The sequence below is a fragment of the Streptomyces sp. NPDC107500 genome, assembly GCF_055582785.1.
On record NZ_JBVJPF010000005.1, the window covers coordinates 417140 to 436383 of the forward strand.

Annotated in this window: 17 protein-coding genes; 9 read left to right on the forward strand and 8 right to left on the reverse strand. The window is 71.0% G+C overall.

The features are described 5' to 3' along the window. Nucleotides 1-638 precede the first annotated feature (638 nt). Together ACZ67M_RS22275 and ACZ67M_RS22280 are read right to left on the reverse strand one after the other, a co-directional pair. On the reverse strand, nucleotides 639-1304 hold the full coding sequence (locus tag ACZ67M_RS22275; RefSeq protein ID WP_469852382.1) for a YdcF family protein: 666 nt from the start codon (nucleotides 1302-1304) through the stop codon (nucleotides 639-641). Beyond that, nucleotides 1301-2095 (reverse strand): GntR family transcriptional regulator, encoded by a 795-nt coding sequence (locus tag ACZ67M_RS22280; RefSeq protein ID WP_228951651.1) that lies wholly within the window; start codon nucleotides 2093-2095, stop codon nucleotides 1301-1303. The genes ACZ67M_RS22275 and ACZ67M_RS22280 overlap by 4 nt, the downstream gene beginning before the upstream one ends. A gap of 158 nt (nucleotides 2096-2253) precedes the next feature. On the opposite strand from ACZ67M_RS22280, the gene ACZ67M_RS22285 reads away from it, so the two are divergent. The 9 genes from ACZ67M_RS22285 (at nucleotide 2254) to repSA (ending at nucleotide 7696) form a co-directional block, all read left to right on the forward strand. After that, nucleotides 2254-2583, forward strand: coding sequence for an SCO3933 family regulatory protein (locus ACZ67M_RS22285; RefSeq protein WP_469852384.1), 330 nt, complete (start codon nucleotides 2254-2256; stop codon nucleotides 2581-2583). A 2-nt stretch (nucleotides 2584-2585) separates the two neighbouring features. After that, entirely contained in the window at nucleotides 2586-3923 is a 1338-nt protein-coding gene (locus ACZ67M_RS22290; protein ID WP_469852386.1) for an FtsK/SpoIIIE domain-containing protein, read from the forward strand. A gap of 23 nt (nucleotides 3924-3946) precedes the next feature. Further along, nucleotides 3947-4615 (forward strand): DUF2637 domain-containing protein, encoded by a 669-nt coding sequence (locus tag ACZ67M_RS22295; protein ID WP_386119063.1) that lies wholly within the window; start codon nucleotides 3947-3949, stop codon nucleotides 4613-4615. A gap of 15 nt (nucleotides 4616-4630) precedes the next feature. Then, nucleotides 4631-4813, forward strand: a complete 183-nt coding sequence (locus ACZ67M_RS22300; RefSeq protein WP_125494957.1) for a mobile element transfer protein — start codon at nucleotides 4631-4633, stop codon at nucleotides 4811-4813. A gap of 13 nt (nucleotides 4814-4826) precedes the next feature. After that, nucleotides 4827-5123 (forward strand): hypothetical protein, encoded by a 297-nt coding sequence (locus tag ACZ67M_RS22305; RefSeq protein WP_469852389.1) that lies wholly within the window; start codon nucleotides 4827-4829, stop codon nucleotides 5121-5123. A 92-nt stretch (nucleotides 5124-5215) separates the two neighbouring features. Next, on the forward strand, nucleotides 5216-5398 hold the full coding sequence (locus ACZ67M_RS22310; RefSeq protein ID WP_469852391.1) for a hypothetical protein: 183 nt from the start codon (nucleotides 5216-5218) through the stop codon (nucleotides 5396-5398). Nucleotides 5399-5403: 5 nt separating this feature from the next. Continuing rightward, nucleotides 5404-5649 carry a hypothetical protein gene (locus tag ACZ67M_RS22315; protein WP_469852392.1) on the forward strand — a complete coding sequence of 82 codons (246 nt, stop codon included), beginning with the start codon at nucleotides 5404-5406 and terminating at the stop codon, nucleotides 5647-5649. Continuing rightward, on the forward strand, nucleotides 5646-6311 hold the full coding sequence (locus ACZ67M_RS22320) for an SAM-dependent methyltransferase (RefSeq protein ID WP_469852393.1): 666 nt from the start codon (nucleotides 5646-5648) through the stop codon (nucleotides 6309-6311). Before ACZ67M_RS22315 ends, ACZ67M_RS22320 begins: the two co-directional genes overlap by 4 nt. Further along, nucleotides 6308-7696, forward strand: coding sequence for a replication initiator protein RepSA (gene repSA, locus ACZ67M_RS22325; RefSeq protein WP_469852395.1), 1389 nt, complete (start codon nucleotides 6308-6310; stop codon nucleotides 7694-7696). The genes ACZ67M_RS22320 and repSA overlap by 4 nt, the downstream gene beginning before the upstream one ends. Before the next feature lie 139 nt (nucleotides 7697-7835). On the opposite strand, the gene ACZ67M_RS22330 is transcribed toward repSA, so the two are convergent. From ACZ67M_RS22330 to ACZ67M_RS22355, 6 genes are all read right to left on the reverse strand, one after another. After that, the gene (locus ACZ67M_RS22330; RefSeq protein WP_469852397.1) at nucleotides 7836-9269 is read right to left on the reverse strand and encodes a recombinase family protein; all 1434 of its coding nucleotides are present in this window, start codon (nucleotides 9267-9269) and stop codon (nucleotides 7836-7838) included. Between the two features lie 143 nt (nucleotides 9270-9412). Next, on the reverse strand, nucleotides 9413-12637 hold the full coding sequence (locus ACZ67M_RS22335; protein ID WP_469852399.1) for an FG-GAP-like repeat-containing protein: 3225 nt from the start codon (nucleotides 12635-12637) through the stop codon (nucleotides 9413-9415). A 170-nt stretch (nucleotides 12638-12807) separates the two neighbouring features. Beyond that, complete coding sequence (locus ACZ67M_RS22340) at nucleotides 12808-13821, reverse strand: Yip1 family protein (protein ID WP_469852401.1); 1014 nt, start codon at nucleotides 13819-13821, stop codon at nucleotides 12808-12810. Nucleotides 13822-13908: 87 nt separating this feature from the next. Beyond that, the gene (locus tag ACZ67M_RS22345; RefSeq protein WP_469852403.1) at nucleotides 13909-15147 is read right to left on the reverse strand and encodes an FG-GAP-like repeat-containing protein; all 1239 of its coding nucleotides are present in this window, start codon (nucleotides 15145-15147) and stop codon (nucleotides 13909-13911) included. A 122-nt stretch (nucleotides 15148-15269) separates the two neighbouring features. Then, nucleotides 15270-16571 carry an FG-GAP repeat domain-containing protein gene (locus ACZ67M_RS22350; protein ID WP_469852405.1) on the reverse strand — a complete coding sequence of 434 codons (1302 nt, stop codon included), beginning with the start codon at nucleotides 16569-16571 and terminating at the stop codon, nucleotides 15270-15272. A 184-nt stretch (nucleotides 16572-16755) separates the two neighbouring features. Further along, nucleotides 16756-19038, reverse strand: coding sequence for a (Fe-S)-binding protein (locus tag ACZ67M_RS22355; protein ID WP_361357150.1), 2283 nt, complete (start codon nucleotides 19036-19038; stop codon nucleotides 16756-16758). Nucleotides 19039-19244: the final 206 nt, after the last annotated feature.

The following is a 19244-nucleotide window of genomic DNA, read 5'->3' on the forward strand; positions in this document are numbered from 1 at the left end:
CCAGACGATCTTGAGCGGGTACCTCAACCAAGGCTCACTCCTCGCTTATGAATTTGGCTCCACATCTGAGGGGCCAAAACAATAAGCCGAGTGTACACCTGGGGCTGCCTGATGCTGTATCAGTTGTCCAAATATGACTGTGAGCTGGACTGATGACCTCCTGTGAGGCTGCGTAGGTACGCGCCGGGGGCGTGCGTCAGTCCTCCCTCCACCCACCACCAGCCCCGGCTCCCATCCCGTACGCCGTCGACCCACACACCGTGGAGCGGGCGTGGTTCAGGGCGTCCAGGTGGAGCGCGCCACTGTACGAACGACCTGGACGCCCTGGGCCGCGTCTGCTCGGCTCTGCCTGGGTCGACGGTGTACGGGATGGGAGCACCCCACGCACGCCCCAACGTGCCCGCGGCCGGCGACGGCGCCCCCTCCATCCCGGTGCCGGCCGATCCCCCGCCGGAGGCATCGTCTTTGACCGTCGCACACTATGCGGGTTCTACCCTCGGGCCGTTGCTTCGCTGCGGCCCCATGGGCCGACCCCGGCGCCGAAGGCGCAGAGGGGTCGAGCCCAAGGGGCCAGCCCGCGCCTCGCGCGGGCCCTTGATGAGGTAGAGAAACCTGTAACAGCTCTCGCTGCCGCCCGGTCAGGCCGAGGGTGTCTCGGTGGTCAGGAGTCGGCTCGTGAACCCGGATCGGCAAAGGCGCTCGTACGCCTCGACCACGTCGGCAGGTACGGGCTGGCTGATCAGGTAGCCCTGTTCCGGGTAGACCAGGAGACGCTGTAGCGCGCCCACGAGCATGTCGATCACCATGCGGGCATCGCCGAGGGAGTCGACGTACTCGTTCAGCGTCATCGGGCTGGAGGCGCTGATGATCTCGACCTCGGGCCACAACTTGCGCGCCGTGGCGTACGCCCGCCGCTCCTCGTACGGCTTGCTGATCAGCAAGACCGACGACACGTCCACGCCGGCCTCCTCCAACAGCTCTCGCGAGAAGCGGATGTTGTCCCCCGTGTTCCTCGCCCGCGGCTCCACCAGAATCGCCGAGCTGGGCACCCCGAGCTCCACCGCCCGCTCCTGGTAGTGGACCGCCTCACCGCGCGGCATGCGTTCTCGCGTCGTGGGGCTGGTCGCGCCGGTGAACACGATCAGCGGAGCCATGCCGCGCTCGTACAGCTCGGCGGCCGTGTCGGCGACGCCCAGGTCGTGGCTGCCAAGTCCGATCGCGACAGAACAGGGCCGGGGCGTGTGGCCCATCTGGTGGTACTCCCACAGGCGTCGCGTGTCGGCCCAGTTCTGCGTAGAGATCACTGCTGGTCTTCCCTGTCCTTCGCCGAGTCCGGTACCTCGAAGTCGTATTCCCAGGCGAAGCGCGATGCAGCGTGCACACCGATGGCGAACTCCACCACGGTGCCGTCCGCCGTGTAGGTGGTCCGGTGCAGCTCGACGACCGGCTCCCCGGGCGGTAGTTGCAGGAGACTCACTTCGTCGGCCTTCGCCGCGCGGGCAAAAATCCGCTCTCGCATGTGATCGATTTCGTATCCCGCGTCGTACAGCACGCGAAAGCCGCCACCCCGGCCGGCGGGGCCTGGTGTCGGGTCAACGATGCGGGTGCCCTCAACGTGCTCGGGCCGGTAGTAGCTGGTGAGGGTGTGTGTCGGCTGGTCACCCTCCTTGACGAGCCGGGCGCGGGCGTAGACCGGGGCGCCCACTGGTAGGCCGTGTGCGTCTGCCACCTCCGCTGGCGCTTCCACCAGGCTGACCGTCTGGGTCTGCTCGTTGCGGCGGTACGCCCGCCCTGAAGCCACACGGTCGGCGATGAAAGCCACCTCGTCGCCGTCCCGCCACTTCGCCTTGTCGTACCGGGCGATGCCGAGTCGCTTGAGCGGGACCTGGTGCCGAACGACCGTGCCGTGGCCTCGGGACGAGGTGACCAGACCTTCGGCTTCCAGCGCCTTATAGGCGGCGTGGACGGTCGCCTTCGAGCCTTCGCCGGCCTCGACCAACTCCCGGATGTGCGGCAACTGCTTGCCCGGGGGGTAGTCACCCCGCTTGATCTCCTCGGCCAGCTTGTCTGCCAGCTCCCGCCACTTCGGCGCCATCACGTAACCCCTCTCTACGGAGTCCAGTGAAACATAGTCCTAGGACTGTTGACAGTCCTAGGACTGCGGTGCAGTATCTCTCTTGTCGCTCGCAGTCCTAGGACAGCGAGGATGAGCGGTCCCTATTGGGCTGCTCCATCGTCGAGCAGGGAGTTCCAATGCCGTCCTTCAAGATCGACCTTTCCACCGCTGTCGTGTTCGTGGCGACCGCGCCGGAACCGAAGATGGCCAACAAGAAGACCAGTGAGCGGGCTGTCGACCGGGACACCGGTGCGGGCCTGTCCACCGTGGGTCTGCTCGTCTCCGACGAGGGAGAGGGCAACCTCTACCAGGTCACCATCCCCGAGACCGGCTACCCCGAGGGTCTGGCCCCGGGCATGCCGGTGCGGGTGGTCGGCCTCAAGGCCCGTGACTGGGAGAACGAGTTCAACGGCCAGAAGCGCCACGGGATCTCGTTCCGCGCGGTCGCGATCACGGCGGCGGCCTGACCATGAGTGACCTGACGCTGTTACTGGAGGCCACGGGAGCCCTGGCGGGTGCCGGCGGTCTCGGCTACGCCAAGCACCGGGCGCCGCGCGTGTACTGGTCCACGGTCGGGCTGCCGCTCACCTGGGGCCGGTTCACCTTCCCCTACCGCTCCACGATGGAGGTGTGCGGGCTGACCGTGCAGCCGACCGGGCTGCGGGCCTTCATGACCCGCAACCTGGCCCGCCGCGAAGTCCGCCCGGTGCCGCCGAAGGTCCGCCGCGTGCGCCCCTCCTCGACCGGGCTGCGCATCACCCTGCGCCTCCCGGCCGGCCTGGAGCCCGCCGACGTCGCCGCCTCCTGCGAGCGGCTGCGCCACGCCTTCGGCGTCCAGTCGGTCACCGTGTCCGAGACCCGACCGGGATACGTGGAACTGCGGATGACGGGCTACGACGTCCTTCGCCGGGTCCGCCTCCCGCGCTCCGCACAGCCCCGTGGTCTCACGGTTCCGGTGGCCCTGCGTGAGGACGGCACGGTCTTCGAGCGGGACTACCGGGCGGTTCCCATGGCGCTGACCCTCGGCGCGAACCAGTCCGGCAAGTCCGTCTACCAGCGCAACCTGATCAAGGGCCTCGCGAAGCTCCCGGTGGGTCTGATCGGCATCGACTGCAAGCGCGGTGTCGAGCACAGCCGCTACGCGCCCCGCCTGTCCGCTCTGGCGACGGACCCGGACATGGCCGGGCGGCTGATAGACGCGCTGGTCCTGGAGATGGGGGAGCGCTTCGATCTCCTCGCGCTCTACGGGGTCTCGGACGTGTGGGACCTGCCGGCCAAGCTGCGGCCGGTGCCGCTGGTCGTCCTGATCGATGAGGTGGCAGAGCTGTTCTTCGTCACCTCGAAGAAGGACGAGGCGGCCCGGGACCGGACGGTCATGCAGCTCGTGCGCCTCGGTCAGATGGCCCGCGCGGTCGGCATCTATCTGGAGGTCTGCGGGCAGCGCTTCGGCTCCGACCTCGGCAGGGGCGCTACCGCCCTCCGGGCCCAGCTCACCGGCCGTGTGGTGCACCGCGTCAACGACAAGCAGACCGCCGAGATGGGCTTGGGCGACATCGCGCCGGACGCGGTGATGGCGGCGACCTCGATCCGGGCCGATCGTCCCGGGGTCGCGGTGGCCGGTGACACCTCTGGTGGCTGGTCCCGTATCCGTACCCCCGAGACCACGCCGGTCGAAGCAGCCGCCGTGTGCCGGGACTTCGCCCACCTCACCCCGGAGCTGCCGTTCCTGGAGCCCTTCCGTCCGCCGGCCCGGCAGGTGGTGCCGCCGATGCCCACCGTCCCGCCGCTGGTCACCCCGCAGACCTGACCTCGAAGGGGAGGTGAAGAGCCATGTCCCGCTCGATCCGCATCGACGCCGTCCTCATTCAGGCCGTGATCGCCGGTGCCCTGTCCTTCGCCCACCTGCACGACCTCGCCGAAGCGGCCGGACAGACCGGCTGGAAGGCGTGGGCCTACCCCGTCTCCGTCGACCTGCTCTTGGTCGCGGTGTGGCGGCGGCTGCGCGCCGAGAGTTCGAAGCTGGCCTGGTTCTGGTTCCTGGTCGCCCTGGTCGCCTCGCTCGGCGCGAACATCGCGACCGCCGGGCTCCTCGATCTCGACCACGTCCCGGCCTGGCTGCGCATCCTCGTCGCGGGCTGGCCCGCCCTGGCCTTCCTCGGCGGCACCCTGCTCGCCCACACCCCCACCGACCCCGCACCAGACTCGGACCGTGAGTCTGCGCCCCGGCCCGTGCCGGTGGTCGACCGACCCGAGCAGCCTGAGCAGCCCCCGGAGATCCCGACGCCGGAACCTGCCCCGGCGCTCCCGCAAGCCCCGGCCTCGGCTGTGCCGCCGAAGACCTCGGCTCCCGCGGTGCCGCCGGCGCTGGTGGACCACGCCCGGAAGGTCGCGACCGAGCACCGCACCCGCACCGGCACGGACATCGACACCGCCACCCTGCGCGCTCGCCTCGGCGTCCCGGAAGACCTCGCCGGCGCGATCGTCGCCCAACTCGCCTGAAAGGAGATGACCCGCGTGCGCCCGAACCGCTTCTACGACCTGATCCGCATCGGCCCCGTGAGGGTCGGCACGTTCAACAACGGACGCGGCCAGACCCGACACACCGCCGCCTGCACCGCCCCGAACTGCGGATTCTCCACCGAGCACCGTGACCGCTCGGCGGCCGAACTCGCCGCCCGCACCCACCGCTGCACCTGAAAGGAGGCACGCCATGCAGCTCCCCGAAGACCAGATCCGCGCCGGACACATCCCCGCCGACCTCTACCGGCAGATCCCGCCCGGCACCGACCTGCGACGCGTCGTGATCGTCCAACAGGCCCCCCGCTCCTACACGGGCCCGATCGTCCTGACGCTCGTCGTCGTCACGGGATCGGTCGCCGTGCTGCTCGTGGTCGCCTTCCTCGTCCAGGTCATCGCCGGCGCCGCCGTAGCGGTCCTTTCCGCCACCGGTGGGCTCACCTACACGATCAACCGCACGTCCAAGCGCAAGCACTTGAGCAACAAGTAACACCGGCCGGGGCGGCCTCAACCGCCAAGTTTCCGCCGCCCCGGACGGCTCCACCCATCCAGATCCAACGGACCCGAAAGGGCAGCCTCATCATGCCTCAGCACGCCCAGATCACGCGCGTCTGCCGCGACTGCGACGGCTTCCCCGTCGTCGCCATCACCACCGGCACCCGCCACCAGGACGGCAGCCGCGCCACCCTCCGCGTCACCTGCACCGCCTGCAAGGGCACCGGCACCACCGCCCCCGCGTTCGTCGTGACCCGGATGGGGCGGTGAGCGTCGTGGGACTCCTGAACTGGAACTCCGGTCAGCACTACGACCACGCCGGCGACTGCCCGTGCACCCAGTGCGGCAGGTCCACCCCGCTGCGCTCCCACGCCGGTGAGCCCGTCCACAAGGTGTGCGCGGAGGACTGGAACGACCGCAACCCGAACGCCGCCCGCCACGAGCACGACGGACGTGACCTCGGCACCCGCCGGTTCCACTCCGACCCGCCGCGCAAGAGCCGCAAGGGCGGTGCCCGATGAACGCCGCGCTTCCCAACGGCCAGCGGGTGCTGGACCTGTTCTGCTGCCAGGGCGGGGCCTCCATGGGCTACCACCTGGCCGGCTTCGACGTCACCGGCGTCGACCTCGCCCCGCAGCCCCGCTACCCCTTCCGCTTCGTCCAGGCGGACGCGCTCGCCTTCGTCCGCGAGCACGGCGCGGACTTCGACTTCATCCACGCCTCGCCCCCGTGCCAGCGCTACACCCTCGCCCAGCGCATCCAGCACCGCGACCACCCCGACCTGATCGCCCCCGTCCGGGCCGCCCTGGAAGCCACCGGGCGGCCGTGGGTGATCGAGAACGTGGAAGAGGCGGGCCCGGAGCTGCGCGAGCCGGTCACCCTGTGCGCTGCCTCGTTCGGAATGCGCACCTACCGGCACCGCCTGTTCGAGACCGGCGGCGGATTCGCCTTCACCCCGCCCCGCCACCGGCGGCACACGGCGCCCCTGACCAAGATGGGCCGCCCCCGGGCCGCCGGGCACTTCGCCCACTACGTCGGCAACTTCTCCGGCGTCCAGGAAGCCCGCGACGACATGCGGGTGCCCTGGATGAACCGCGACGGCATCCGCGAGTGCATCCCGCCCGCCTACACCGAACACGTCGGCACCGCCCTGTACGCCTCCCTGCTGGAGGTGGCCGCGTGAGCGACACCGCCACCATGGCGGGCCTGGACCCGGCCACCCTCGCCGACGTGCTGAGGCTGGCCGGGTCCACCGGCTTCGACCGCATCCAGGACCAGATCCGCCGCACCGGCGGCTGCTCCGACCCCATCCACCTCCAGGGCTCGACCGTCACCCGCGACGCTGCCACCGGCGCGGTGCTGCACTCCTACTCGACCGACACCGAACCCGGCGGACGGCTCCGCCTCGCCTGCGGCAACCGGCGGGCCTCCCGCTGCCCCTCCTGCGCCTGGACCTACGCCGGCGACACCTACCACCTGATCCGCGCGGGCCTCGTCGGTGACCCCGCCAAGGGCACCCCGGAGACGATCCGGGACCACCCGCGGGTGTTCGCCACCCTCACGGCGCCCTCGTTCGGCCCGGTCCACAACCGGCCCGGCACTCGGCCCTGCCGCTGCGGTGTCCGCCACGGCGAGGATGCCTCGGAGCTGGGCACCCCGCTCGACCCCGACAGCTACGACTACGCGGGCGCGGTGCTGTGGAACAACCACGCCTCCGAGCTGTGGCGCTACTTCACGATCTACCTGCGCCGCGAGATCGCAAAGCGCGCCGGCCTCACCCAGAAAGCCGCCAAGGAACAGTCCCGGGTGTCCTTCGGCAAGGTCGCCGAGTACCAAAAGCGCGGCGCCGTGCACTTCCACGCCGTGATCCGCTTCGACGGTCCGGACGGGCCCGACGATCCGCCGCCGGCGTGGGCCACGCTCGCCCTGCTCACCGACGCGATCCATGCCGCTGCCGCCCGCGTGGAAGTCGACGTGCCCGCGTCCGGGGACCAGCCCGCCCGCACCCTCGCGTGGGGCACACAGCTCGACGTGCGCCCCATCCGGGCCTTCGGCGACGGCGAGGACATCACCGAACAGGCGGTCGCCTCCTACGTCGCCAAGTACGCCACGAAGGCTGCTGAGACCACCGGCACGGTTGACCGCCGGATCGGCAGCAAGGACGCGCTTGTGCTTCTCGGCGTCGCCGACCACCCGGCCCGGCTCATCACCGCGTGCCTCGACCTCCACGCCCTCTACCCGGATCGCAAGCTCCGCGACTGGGCCCACATGCTCGGCTTCCGCGGCCACTTCTCCACCAAGTCCCGCCGCTACTCGACCACCCTCGGCGAACTGCGCCAGACCCGCGCCGACTACCGCGCAGCCCAGCAACGCGCCGCCCTCGGCCTGCCCGACCCCGACGACGAGGAAGCCACCACGCTCACCCTCGCCCACTGGACCTACGCCGGCCACGGCCACACCCCCGGCGAATCCTGGCTCGCCGCCAACATCCGCCGCGACATCCAGCACAACCGCGAAACCGCCCGCGAAGAACTGGCAGGGGGTGCCCTTGATGAGTCAGACCAGTAGCCCGGAGTCCCGTAAGGCGACGGCTCAGCGTGAGGTCATGAGCACTGACGAGTGGCTCCGGATGCACCTTCGCCGTGCTCCTGAGCGTGACGAGGAGTGGGTGCGCCGTGCCCTTGTGTTGCAGGGGCGGGCCTGATCGTCACCGCCAGATGGGTTCGATCAGGCTCGGGTCGAACTTCCGGCTTCCGCGTCCGGCCGGGTGAATGATCACGGCTGAGAGGCTGTGCAGCACGATCTCTTGTTGGCGTTCGACCGGCAGCGCAAAGAACTCTTCGACGGTCAGGTTCGCCGCGTCGCCCTTGGCCTCGGCCTGCTTCCGCTCTTTGTAGAAGCGGGCCCGCTCCAGTTTGAGCTCGTCGCGCAGCCGCTCTTTGGCCGGCAAGAGCTGCAAGAGGGTGGCCACCGTGATCTGTTTCGAGCGTTCGGCATCCACGAGTTGGGTGATGTCTTGGGAGACCTGCTGCAACTCGTCCTCGCGCGGCCATTGCTCATCGGCCGGGACGGCGGTAACTGCTGCTCGGGCGCGTTGCTCTTCTAGTGCTAGTTGGACTATGAGCCTGTCTACGGGCTCTCCAACCCGTCCCACCTTGCCGCACCCGCCGTTCACCACGGAGCACTGGTACGTGTACCTCGTGGCCTTCGATCCTGGCTGCCACCGGTTGTTGATCTGCCCTCGGATCTTCGCCTTGCACAGTCCACAGCGGGCAATGCCTGAGAGCAGGTACTTACGGGCGAGGGACCTGCCGGGGTGCTTTTGCTTCCGCTCGGCGACGGCCGCGCAGACGGCTTCCCACTCCTCCAGGGTGTTGATCCGCTCCCAGGCGCCCTTGATTGGCTCTCCGTCTTCGCCGACCAGGATTTCGCCGTGGTACGTCCGGTAGCCGACCAGCCTCGGGTTGGTCAGGATCTGCTCGACGTGATGGTGGGCCATGCGCTTCGTGCCTGCGCGCGGGTTGCCTAAGCCCTGTTGCTGCCACCGCGTCCGGATGGTTCCGATGCGGACGCCGGCGAGTACCTCGCGCTGTGCCTCTCGGATGGCTTCGGCGGCCTTCGGGTCCACCTTGGTCCGGTCGTCCTTGCTCCAGCCGTACGGCGCCGGCCCTCCGCTGTCCTTGCCCTGCTGGGCCAACTCCAGGTGTTTGCGCTTGATCCGGCGTGACGCGTCGTGCGACGACTTGTTGGCGAACGCGACCATGATGCGGGCCATGGTGCGACCGTCCGGCGACCCAAGGTTGATGTCGTTCGTGACGGTGGCGAACTCCAGGCGGGGCCGCTCGTCGAAGATCTCGATGAGGCGTTCCAGGTCCCGCGGTTGTCGGGCGAGGCGGTCCAGGTCGTAGGCCACGATGCCGTCGATGAGGCCGGCGCGGAGGTCTCTCAGCATCAGCTCGAACTCGTCGCGCACGACGTTGCGCTTGAAAGCCGACACGTCGTTGTCCTCGTAGGTCTTCACGACCTGCCACGATCGGAGGTCGGCGAGGCGTTCGCAGTCCTGCTGCTGCCTGGCGACTCCCAGAGACTCGCCCTCGTCGTCCCGCGAGATGCGGGTGTAGACCCCTACCTTGCGTGCCACGGTCGGCCCTCCCCCTGCCTCCTGAGCAGGGCCAGACTACTACCGTCATCAAGTCAAGTCAGCCTGGAGCGTCCTGCCTCCCGTGGTCCGGCGTGACGGTCAGGTGCTCGACGCCTGACCCTGACCGTCACGGTCGGGAAGGGTCAGAACAGGCCCTTGAACGTGTTCCAGCCCCCCGTGCCGATCAGCACCCGGCCCCCGTACGCCCCGGACCCCGTGGACGCGTACCGCCACAGCTTCCCGGTGGTGTCGCGGGCCAGCAGGTCGGTGCGGCCGTCGCCGGTGAGGTCGCTGGTGCCGGCGAGGGCGGAGTAGACGTTCCATCCGCCGCCGACCCGCTCCCGCGGGGTCACTCCGCCGGCGGCGGTGCCGTAGTAGCGCCACAGCACGCCCGCGGAGTCCAGGCCGAGCAGGTCGCCGCGGCCGTCGCCGTTGAGGTCCCCGGCGCCGGTGATGCTCTTGTACAGCTTCCAGTTCGTCTGGATCCGCACCCGGGGCTTCAGGCGGTGGTCGGCCGTGCCGCCGTAGAAGTAGATGTCTCCGGTGGCCGCCTGGCGTGCGATCAGGTCGACGAGGCCGTCCCCGTCCAGGTCGCCGGGCGACGTCAGCCGGTCGTACTGGGACCAGCCGCCGCCGACGGGCGTGTACGGCGACGAGGCGCCGACGACCTTGCCGCATCCCGGCCGGTAGGCCCGCAGCTGGTCGCCGACCCGCACCAGGACGTCCGTGCACCGGTCGCCGTCCACGTCCCCGACGGGCACGAGCAGCGAGCCGGCGGCGAAGGCGCCCGCGGTGCCGGCGGTGCGGGCGGAGAGTCCGCCGGTTCCGGTGCCCCGGTACAGCGACACGGCCCCGGCGGCGTCCGTGGTGAGCAGGTCGCCGAAGCCGTCGTCGCCGGCCATGTCCCGCCAGACGGCCGCGCCGCCGGTGACCGGGAAGGTGCCCGAGACGGAGAGGGCGGCCTGGACGCCGTCGGCGGGCTGCGCGGTCAGGGTCCAGGTGTAGGAGCCGTTCGGGAGCCGGCCGCCGGACGCGTCCTTCCCGTCCCACGAGGGGGCGATCAGGCCCCGCGCCTCGCCGCCGGACAGCGTCCGCACGGTCTTGCCGCTCGCCTTGTTCCTCAGCGTCAGCGACCACGACGCCGCCGGCTTCGACAGCCACCAGCGCGGCTGCCACGCCCCGGCCGCGACGTCCGGGGCGGGCACGTCCGCGTCGACGGCGGCGATGCGGGAGGCCGGGACGCCCGACGGGACGATCCGCACCCGGCGGTCCGCGCCCGCGTAGGCGACGTGGCCGCCGAAGCGGTCGACGGTCCAGTCGGCCCGGCGCACGGTCCGGTCGCCCAGCTCCGCGGCGGTGACGATCACCCGCTGGGGCAGGTCCGCCTCCGTGCCGGAGGCCGGGAGGCCGTCACGCAGGTCGACGAGGGTGAGGCCGGCCGCGTCCGACTGCCGCACCAGGTAGCCGTCGCCGAGCAGCGTCCTGTCGCTTCCGAGCTTCAGGGTGCGCTTGGTCTGGCGGTCGTAGACGCCGCCGCTGCGGTAGTCGGGCCAGGAGTCGTCGCACTGCCAGTACACCAGGCGGCCCACGGCCTGGAGCTCGCGCGGGACGCACCCCGCGTCGAAGGTCTCGCCGGCCGTGCCCGTCGTCACGTTCTTCGCCGCCACCGTGGTCGGCACGTTCTGGCCGGGGTCGGCCCAGCCGCCGGCGGCGCTCCACAGGGTGCTGCCCCAGAGCGCGGCCGCGACCTGTTCCCGCTTCTGAAGGACGCGGCCGGTGTCGCCCTCCCCGAGGTCCAGGAGCGCCTGTGTGCCGCCCCACGCCTGGTCCACGACGGCGAACCGGCCGGACAGGTCGACGAGTTCGGGACTGCCGAGTCCGGAGGTCACCCGCGGGCCCCAGGACGCGGAGCCGTTCCGGTAGAGCATGGTGACGTCCTGCTCGGTGCCGGCCTTGCGGCCGTGGTGCCCGTCGCCGCTCGCGAACATCGTGACGCAGTAGCCGCTCTCGCTGTCGCCGCAGTCGTCGTCCCGGCCCGACACGAGGCCGTCGACCGTCGACTTCAGCTCCTCGGGGCGGCCGGACGTCTTCAGCCAGGTGCTCCGGTAGCCGCCGACGTAGGTGCCCGGCATGTAGAGCTTCGAGTCGTCGGCCGTGGTGAGGATGCCGCTGCCCAGCGAGATGCCGGCCGGCTCGGCCTCCCGGTCCTCGATGTCCGCGAGCCGCTTGCGGGTGACGGTGCCGTCCGCGCCGGGCGTGAAGAGGTAGTACCCCCAGTCGAGCGGGCCGTAGTCGGTGTCCGCCTCGGCGCCGGTCGCCAGGAGCGAGCCGTCGGGCGTGCGGTACAGCGAGGGGGAGGCGACGTCCAGCAGGGTCTCCGCGTGCTGACCCTCGATGTCCCTCAGGGTGAGCGCGTTGCCGCGGTACTCGTTGTTGCCGGGGTTGGGCGGGGACACGGTGGCGAAGCCCTCGCCGAAGGGCAGGACGGTCTCGTCGTACCCCATGTTCCGCAGGTCGAGGGTGGTCGGTTCCGCGTCCGGATCGTCCCGGCGGTACACCTGCGCGGCGTAGGGCTCCGGGGCGCCGAGGTGGAAGACGGTGTCGCGGTCGAAGGTGACGCGCTCGCCGTGCGTGGAGAGCGTCTTCAGCTTCCCGGTGGCGAGGTCGAGGACCCACCACCCCTGGGACATGGTGGTGTCCTCCCACTTGATCGCGCGGACGGCGACGGACCGCGTGTCGCCCTCGCCGAGGCTGAGGTTCCAGCCCTCCGGCAGGCCCTCCACCTTCTGGTCGCGCACCTCGCCGTCCACCGAGCGCAGCAGGTGCAGGCCGGTCTCCGCGCCCTTCGCACCGGTGCGGGTGACAACGGTGTCGCCGTAGGTCGCGACGTACGACTGGCCCTCGGGGATCCGGATCGTGACCGTCGGTCCGCCGCCGGCCCGCTGCTGGAGCGTCACGTGGGGGTCGGGGGACTCCCCGTACAGGGCGACGGTGTCGGAGCCGTGGCCGAACTCCCCCGGATACGCGGCGAAACGGAAGTCGTCGACGTCGTAGGAGAGCGGCTCGGGCAGCCGGTGGTCGAGGACGGTGGCCGCGCCGGTGGCGTAGTCGGTCCAGCGGAGTCGGTCGTCGCCCTCCTGGGCGGTGAGGAAGCCGGTCTCGCCGGCGTTCAGGACGAGGGTGGCGCGGGGCACGAAGCGGGCGCCGGGGCTGATGACGACGGGTTCGGCGGTGATGCCGGCGGGCGCGGCGACGGCCGTTCCCGTGGTGGCGCCGACTCCGGCGGTCACGGCGAGCGCGACGGACAGAGCGGTACGGGCGAGCGCGCGCCGACGGCGCTCGGCCCGCTTGTTCAGCGGACGTGTCACGTGTGAGTCCCTCCCCAGGGCGCTCCGCGCAGGGGGGGTGTTCAGGGAACCGCCGCTCGGCCCTGCGCGAGCAGGGTGACATTAGCAGGGGGTGATCACCGCGGGGCAGGGGGAAGGGCCCCCGGCGTCGTGCGTGCCGGGGGCCCTTCTTCCTGCTGGTCGCCGTGGGGTCAGAACGTTCCGAGCTTCACGATCGACAGCAGTGCGATCAGCTGGATCGCCGACGCGCCCAGCGCCTTCGGCCAGGGGAGGTCGTGGGAGCGGGAGACCATCAGGGTCAGCAGGGCGCCGGCCGCGATCCAGGTGGCCCAGCCCAGGATCTGGACGAAGGGCGCGTCGCCGCCGGCGAACAGGGCGACGACCAGGCGCGGGGCGTCCGTGATGGACATGATCAGCATGGAGAGGCCGACCGTGGGCTGCCACGCGCCGTCGCCGCCGAGCTGGCGGGCCAGGGTGTGGGTGACCACGCCCAGGACGAACGCGCTCAGGACCATCGCCACGGCCGTCGTCAGGACGATCGGGACCGCGTTCGACAGGGTGGCGTTGATGGCCTCCTCGCGGGCGCCGTCGAAGCCGAAGACCGCCAGCAGGCCGTAGAGGAACGTCACGATGAGCGCCGGGGCCCACATCGCGTAGTCCCGCATCTGGAGGAAGGTCTGGTTGGGGGCGAGGACGACGCCCCTCAGCAGGTCCTTCCAGTGCAGGCGCGGGCCGACCGGGCCGGGGGCCGGGGCGGAGCCGGCGCGGTAGGTGTCGCCCTGGTTGTAGGGGTCGTCGACGGTGAACGCCTGGGTGTGGCCCGGGTTGTTGGCGGCGTACGGGTCGTACGGGGCCTGGCCGCCGTGCCCGCCGGGGTGATGGCCGCCGTCGCCGAAGTACTCCGGCTCGCCGTGGCCGCCGCCGTGTGCCTGCGGCCACGGGGATCCGCCGGGAGCCGGTCCCGGTCCGCCACCCCCGTACGGCTGCTGCGGGTACGGCTGCCGAGGCGCCGCCTGGCCGCCGTACGGCGGTCCCTGGGGAGCCTGCTGTCCGTACGGTGGGCGTTGCGGTCGCGCGTTTGGAGCGCCGTTGTCCCGGCCGCGTCCGATCCTGAATCCAGCCACGCCTTCGAACGTACCTGGTCCCGGAGAGTGACGTGCGGGGCCCGGCCATTCGGGGGACCCTTTGCGGCCGAGCTGTGACATCCCTTACGGGGGTTGACCGGGGCGTCCCCTAGGGGCCGTACGGGGGTCGGTGACGGGGTCGTACGGCCCCAGTGGGCGGGAGTGACGTCAGCAGAAGGCGGTGAAACCCCACCAGCCTTCCCCCACGGGCCAGGCGCCTTCGAGGCGGCCGTCGCCGCGGCCTATGTAGACGACCTGCCAACCGGCGCCGTACAACGAACCGTCCCGCGTGTAGCTGTCGTTGGTGACGGCGACGAGATCGGGGGTGTCGGAGCCGTTGACGTCGCCGACGGCGACGAGGTGCGCCATGCTGTTCCAGCCGCCGGTGCCGATGAGCTTGCGGGCGCCGAGGCCGCCGGTGGCGGTGCCGGGGTAGAGCCAGAGCTTGCCGGTGGCGGCCTGGCGGGCGTACAGGTCGGGGTGGCCGTCGCCGTTGGTGTCGCCCGTGCCGACGAGGGTGTTCATGGCGTTCCAGCCGCCGGTGCCGATGAGCCTGCGGGCGCCGAGGCCGCCGGTGGCGGTGCCGGAGTAGAGGTACAGCCTGCCGGTGGACTTCTCCGCGGCGACGAGGTCGGTGAGGCCGTCGCCGGTGAGGTCGCCGGAGGCAGTGATGGCGCGCATGCCGTTCCAGCCGCCGGTGCCGACGAGCTTGCGGGCGCCGAGGCCGCCGGAGCCGGTGCCGGGGTAGAGCCAGAGCCTGCCGGTGGCGGCCTCCCGGGCGATGACGTCCTCGCGGCCGTCGCGGCTGAAGTCGCCGTGCCGGGTCAGGGCGCTCATCGCGTTCCAGCCGCCGGTGCCGATGACCCGGCCCGCCGTTCCGCTGCCCGGGCTGAACCACAGGCGTCCCGCGCGGTCGCGGCTGATGATGTCGGGCCGGGTGTCACCGTCCATGTCACCGAACTCCGGGGTGCCGGAGGTGGGCGAGACCGCCCAGGACGGGTAGTCGCTCACGTTGCACTCGCGCCGGTCCTGGACGAACCTGACCGAGCCGATCACCCGGTCGTTCTCCCCGTAATACGCGAGTCCCTCGCCGCTGGGGGCGCGTTCCACGTACCAGAGGTAGCTCGACTTGTCGTAGTTCCGTTTGCCGTACAGGCAGGCTTCCGCGCTTGTGTGGTTGGCGTAGGAGTGGATGTCGTCGGCCCAGCGGCCCAGGTCCGCGACGTTCTTGTTCGTTTTCCACATCTTGCCGTCGGCGTCGTCGCCCGTCCAGCCGCAGAAGTAGCCCCTCGGGCAGTCCTCCTCGAAGTCCGCGGCGGCCGGAGCGGCGTTGGCGACGGACAGTCCGGAGCCGGCCAGTACCAGGCCGGCGAGCGTGGCGACGGCTCTGGTGAATCGGTTCCTCATGGTGTTGTTCCCCTCCCCTGTGATGCGGAGGGGAACCTTAGCCGCCCCGCGCACCGTCCCCGGCACCGGCTCGGGGAAGGGGTGGCGGCCGGTGGACCGTCCGTGTCCGCCCCGCCGGTCGCCTACCGGACCAGGAACTGCGACGTCGAGAAGGTCAGCGCCGGCTCCGTTGTCACCAGCCCCTCGGTCGCGCCCCGGTGGACCTCGACCGTGTCCTTCGTGTCGCCCTGGTTCGTCCGCACGACCAGGTCGGCCCGGCCGTCGCCGTCGAAGTCGCCCGCCGTCAGCACCCGCGTCGTGCCCTCGGCGGCGGGCGCCACCGTGACCGCGCCCCGCGTCGTCGGGCCCGTTTCGCGGACCGGGAGGACGCGTACGCCGGAGTCGTCGGTGACCAGCTCCGTCAGACCGTCGCCGTCGAAGTCGGCGGCGTCGAGCCGGGTGCCGGGGGCGTCGAGGGTGCCCCGCCGGGGGGTGGGCAGGTCGAAGCGCAGGGCCGTGCCGTCCGCGCCGCCCACCGCCGCGTCCAGCGCCTTGCCCCGCCCGAACGCGCCGAGGGCGACGTCGGTGCCGGCGGGCAGGGTTGCCCCGGTGCGGGTGGGTCCCGCCGGGCCGCCGAGGACCAGGGCCGCGGCGCCGGGGCCCGCGGAGGCGCGGACGACCAGGTCGTCGTACCCGTCGCGGTTCACGTCGGCGGCGGGGCCGGTCGGCACCTCGCCGGGGGAGGGGACGGGCGGGCCGGCCTTCCGCGGGGCGCCCTTGCGGGTGAAGGGGCCGCGCAGGTGGCTGAGGTGACCGGCCGAGGCGTGCAGGACCAGGTCCTCGGCGCCGTCGCCGTCGAAGTCGCCGCAGACCGGCCGCTCGGGCCAGTCGTTGCCGAAGCGGGCCTTGTCGGGGACGTTCAGCGGGACCGCGCGGGCGGCCGGTCCGGTCGGGGAGCCGAAGAGGAGCTGGAGCGGGACCGGCGGGCGGCCCTGGCCGTCGTAGGGAGGGTCGGTGGTGACCACCAGGTCGGTGAAGCCGTCGCCGTCGAGGTCGCAGGTCGCCTCCACCTCGAAGACGGCCGGTGTCTGCCCGTCCGTGGGCGCCGCGTACTTGGCCGGGGTGAGCAACTGCCGGGTGCCCGGGACCAGTCCACGCGCGGAGCCGTAGACGAGGCCGATTCCGGCGTCGTCGGCGTGGCTCTGCGCCTTGACCAGGTCGTCGAGGACGAGGTCGCGGTGGCCGTCGCCGTTGAAGTCGTCGGGGACCTCGCTGCCGTCGCCGCGCGGGACGGGCAGCGTGGCGGGGGCCTGGGCCGCCCGTACGGGGGTGGGCTCGGCGTCCTTGGCGGCGGGGGCCTCGCCGCCTTGGCCGCAGGCGCCGAGCAGCAGCACGCAGCCTACGGCCGCAGCCGTGCCGACCCCGGTCCTTCTTCGCCTGCGCATTGGTCACCCCGCCTGTCGGAACCCGTATCACCGGTGAATCCGTGTCACCGACAACGACCGGGTAATGATGCACGTGTTCGACGCACGGCGACACCCCCGATGAAACGCCGACACCCTCGATGAAACGCCGACACCCCCCGGTCCGGGCGGGACCAGGGGGTGTCGGCGGAAGGGGCTGCCGCGGCTACTTCACCGGCTCCGGCGTCGGCTCGCTCTCGGCCTCCGGCTCGCCCGCCGGGTCTGCCGGGGTCTTCACGGAGTCCAGCAGCAGCTGGGCGACGTCGACGACCTGGATGGACTCCTTCGCCTTGCCGTCGTTCTTCTTGCCGTTGACCGAGTCGGTCAGCATGACGAGGCAGAACGGGCAGGCGGTGGAGACGATGTCCGGGTTGACGGACAGGGCCTCGTCGACGCGCTCGTTGTTGATGCGCTTGCCGATCCGCTCCTCCATCCACATCCGCGCGCCGCCGGCGCCGCAGCAGAAGCCGCGCTCCTTGTGGCGGTGCATCTCCTCGTTGCGGACGCCCGGGACGGCGGCGATGATCTCGCGCGGCGGCGTGTAGATCTTGTTGTGCCGGCCCAGGTAGCACGGGTCGTGGTACGTGATGATGCCCTCGACCGGGGTGACCGGGAGCAGCTTGCCCTCGTCGACGAGGTGCTGGAGCAGCTGGGTGTGGTGGATGACCTCGTAGTCGCCGCCGAGCTGCGGGTACTCGTTGCCGAGGGTGTTGAGGCAGTGCGGGCAGGTGGCGACGATCTTCTTGGCCGACTTCGGCTTCTTCGACTCGTCGGTGACCTTGCCGTCGTCGTCCATCTCCTCGCCGAAGGCGGCGTTGAGGGACATGACGTTCTCCATGCCCAGCTCCTGGAAAAGCGGCTCGTTGCCCAGGCGCCGTGCCGAGTCACCGGTGCACTTCTCGTCGCCGCCCATGATCGCGAACTTGACGCCCGCGATGTGCAGCAGCTCGGCGAAGGCCTTGGTGGTCTTCTTGGCGCGGTCCTCCAGGGCGCCGGCGCAGCCGACCCAGTACAGGTACTCGACCTCGGTGAGGTCCTCGATGTCCTTGCCGACGACCGGGACCTCGAAGTCCAGCTCCTTGAGCCATTCCAGGCGCTGCTTCTTCGCCAGGCCCCAGGGGTTGCCCTTCTTCTCCAGGTTCTTGAGCATCGTGCCGGCCTCGGACGGGAACGCCGACTCGATCATGACCTGGTAGCGGCGCATGTCGACGATGTGGTCGACGTGCTCGATGTCCACCGGGCACTGCTCGACGCAGGCGCCGCAGGTGGTGCAGGACCACAGGACGTCGGGGTCGATGACGCCGTTCTCTTCGAGGGTGCCGATCAGGGGGCGCTCGGCCTCGGCCAGCGCGGCGGCCGGGACGCCGGCCAGCTGCTCCTCGGACGCCTTCTCCTCGCCCTCCATCGTCTTGCCGCCGCCGGCCAGCAGGTAGGGGGCCTTGGCGTGCGCGTGGTCGCGCAGGGACATGATCAGGAGCTTGGGGGAGAGCGGCTTGCCGGTGTTCCACGCGGGGCACTGCGACTGGCAGCGGCCGCACTCGGTGCAGGTGGAGAAGTCCAGCAGGCCCTTCCAGGAGAACTGCTCGACCTGGGAGACGCCGAAGGTGTCGTCGTCGCCGGGGTCGGTGAAGTCGATCGGCTTGCCGCCCGACGTCATCGGCAGCAGGGCGCCGAGGGCGGTGCCGCCCTTCGCGTCCCGCTTGAACCAGATGTTCGGGAAGGCCAGGAAGCGGTGCCAGGCGACGCCCATGTCGGTCTTCAGGGCGACGGTGATCATCCAGATGAACGAGGTCGCGATCTTCAGGCCGGCGAAGAGGTAGACCAGGTTCTGGAGGGTGGAGACGTCCAGGTTCCCGAGCGCGGAGACGACCGGGTACGAGATGAAGAACGACGCCTCGTAGCCGTCGACGTGGTGGAGGGCGCCCTCCAGCGCGTGCAGCATGAAGATGCAGACGCCGACGATGAGGATGACGGCCTCGACGAAGTACGCCTGGCCGAAGTTGGAGCCGGCGAAGCGGGACTTGCGGCCCGGCTTGTCCGGCCTGCTCAGCTGGCGGATCACGATCAGGACGAGGATGCCGAGCACCGTCATGGTGCCGATGAACTCGACGAAGACGTTGTACGGCGCCCAGTCGCCGATGACCGGCAGGATCCAGTCCGCCTCGAAGAGCTGCCCGACCGCGTTGACGATCGTCAGGAGCAGGGAGAAGAAGCCCACCGCCACGAACCAGTGCGCCACCCCGACGATGCCCCAGCGGTTCATCCGGGTGTGGCCGAGGAACTCCCGGACCACGGTGACGGTGCGCGCTGCGGGATCGTCGGTCCGCGTGCCGGCCGGCACCGGCTGTCCGAGCCGCATGTAGTTGACGATCTGCAGGACGGCGCGGCCGAACAGTGCGACGCCGACCACGATCAGGACCAGCGACACGATGATCGCGGCGAGTTGCATTTGGGGGCTCCTCGGGCCTGCGAGGTTGCGAGGGGATCGATATTACTAAGCGGTAACTTATTCAGTCCGTCCGAGACTACCCCGATCCTCCGCCGCACTGTAGTCGGACGTGCGGTGATCTGCGTCGCTGAGGCAACCCTGACCCGGGGTCGGCCACCGGCCCGGTCGCCGGGTCGGCCGCCGCCCCGGCGCCACGCCGTAGCGGG